Below are 1,920 nucleotides of genomic sequence, written 5' to 3'. Positions count from 1 at the left end.
CGCCCCGGTGGCGCCGGCGCCGACCTTCCCCGAGCCGCCGCCGCGCATGCCCTCGCGCCTGTCGCCCCTGGCGGCGGAGGCGGCGATCGCCGCAGCCGCGGGAGGCGCCGCGGTACTCGGCGCGGCTGCCACGACGCAGGCGGCGACGTCCTCCGCATCGCCGTCGGAAGCCCCCGTTGCGCAATCTCCTGCCTCCGGCAACCGAGAGGCGGCGCCGGCAACGCCTGCGCCTGCGGTGCAGCCGCCGAATTTCGCGCGCGATCACGCGCCGGCTCCCGTGGCGAGTGCGGTCGAGCTCGACGACATGGCGCGCCAGCTCGACGAGGCGCTGAAGCGTCCCTTCTCCGCGGTGCGGCCGGGCCCGTCGCCCGCTCCCGCGACCACGGCGATCAGGCAGCCCGATCCGGAGCCCGCGCCGAAGCCGGCCGAAGCGGCGCCCGCACCGGCCAAAAGCGAGGCCGCGCCGCTTGTCGTGCCGGCTGCGGAACCTGCATCTGCGCCGACGCCGGCGCGCATCGTGCCGCTCGATGTCGAGGCGGAACTGGAGATGGCGCTGGGCCTCAAGCCCGAGCGCATCGCGCCGAAGCCCGCTGCCGCAATCGCGCCGCCCAAGCCGGCCGAGGCATCCAGGCCTGTCGAGCCGCCGAAGCCGGTCGAGCCGCCAAAGCCGCCGGTCCCTGTCGCAGCGGCTCCGCTGCCGCCGATTCCCGAGGCGGCAGCGCCGTCCGACACCGAGATCGACCTGCGCGAGCCGGAGACGGCTGCCGAGGCGAACGAGGCCGTGGTTCCCGTCGAAGAGGCGGCCGTCACGTCCGAGCCTGCGCCCGAGTCCCAGGCGGAGCCGGAGGCCGAGCCCAAGCCGATCGACCCCTTCTCCGTCGATGCGATCGAGGCGGAGTTCGCCCGCCTGCTCGGGCGCGACCCCAAGGCGAAGTCCTGAGGCGACGTCGCGAGGCGCGATCAACAGGATTCGCGCCGACGCGGCACTCTGACGCCGCCGCGCCCGTTGCTGGCGCGGCGAAGCCGGCTCTAGCGTGGCGCAGTCCGACAGGTTGATTCGGGCGCAACCACGGCCGTGTGCGGGACCATGATCTGCTTCTCTGCGAGATGGCGCCGCCGCGTGCGGAGCCCGCGCGCCGTGACCGGCAGGCTCGCCCTGTGGGCCGCGCTGCTCGCCATGCCCGCGGGGCCGGCGCTTGCGCAGACGCTCTCGCTGGATCTTGGGCAGGGCGGGGGCGTCGCCGAGCGGGCGCTCCAGCTCATCGCGGTCATCACCGTGCTGTCGCTGGCGCCGTCGATCCTGATCATGGTGACGTCGTTCACGCGGATCGTCGTCGTGCTGTCGCTGCTGCGCTCGGCGCTGGGCACGCAGACCGCGCCGCCCAACGCCGTGATTATCGGGTTGGCCGTCTTCCTCACCGGCTTCGTCATGGCGCCGACCCTGCGCGAGGCCTACAGCACCGCCGTCGCTCCGCTGGTGGCGGGGCAGATCCAGCCGGCCGAGGCCTATAACCGCGGCGTCATCCCCTTCAAGACCTTCATGCTGCGCCATGTCCGCGAGAAGGATCTCGCCCTGTTCATGGAGATGTCGCGCGAGCCGCCGCCGGCGACGCCGCAGGAGGTGCAGATCCACGTGCTGGTGCCGGCCTTCATGATCTCGGAGCTCCGGCGCGCCTTCGAGATCGGCTTCCTGCTGTTCGTGCCCTTCCTGATCATCGACCTCGTCGTCGCCTCGATCCTGATGTCGGTCGGCATGATGATGCTGCCGCCGGTCACGGTGGCGCTGCCGTTCAAGCTGATCTTCTTCGTCCTCGTCGACGGCTGGGGGCTGGTCGCCGGCTCGCTGGTGAAGAGCTATGGCGGCTGAGGGGCGGACTCCGTCTCAGCTCCGCCCGGGCGCGGGCGGTGAGCCGGCGGCGG

At 73.0% G+C, this 1,920-nt stretch carries 1 protein-coding gene and 1 pseudogene; both read left to right on the top strand.

Annotated features, from left to right (window positions below; genetic code table 11):
- Positions 1-940, top strand: a pseudogene (locus Q8M82_RS17640) (hypothetical protein); the annotation flags it as partial.
- Between the two features lie 237 nt (positions 941-1,177).
- On the top strand, positions 1,178-1,867 hold the full coding sequence (gene fliP / locus Q8M82_RS17635; RefSeq protein ID WP_305692623.1) for a flagellar type III secretion system pore protein FliP: 690 nt from the start codon (positions 1,178-1,180) through the stop codon (positions 1,865-1,867).
- The last annotated feature ends 53 nt before the right edge of the window (positions 1,868-1,920 follow it).

It is taken from the genome of Allobosea sp. (assembly GCF_030694325.1).
Taxonomy (GTDB): Bacteria; Pseudomonadota; Alphaproteobacteria; order Rhizobiales; family Beijerinckiaceae; genus Allobosea.
This window is presented reverse-complemented; position numbering and strand designations above follow the sequence as displayed.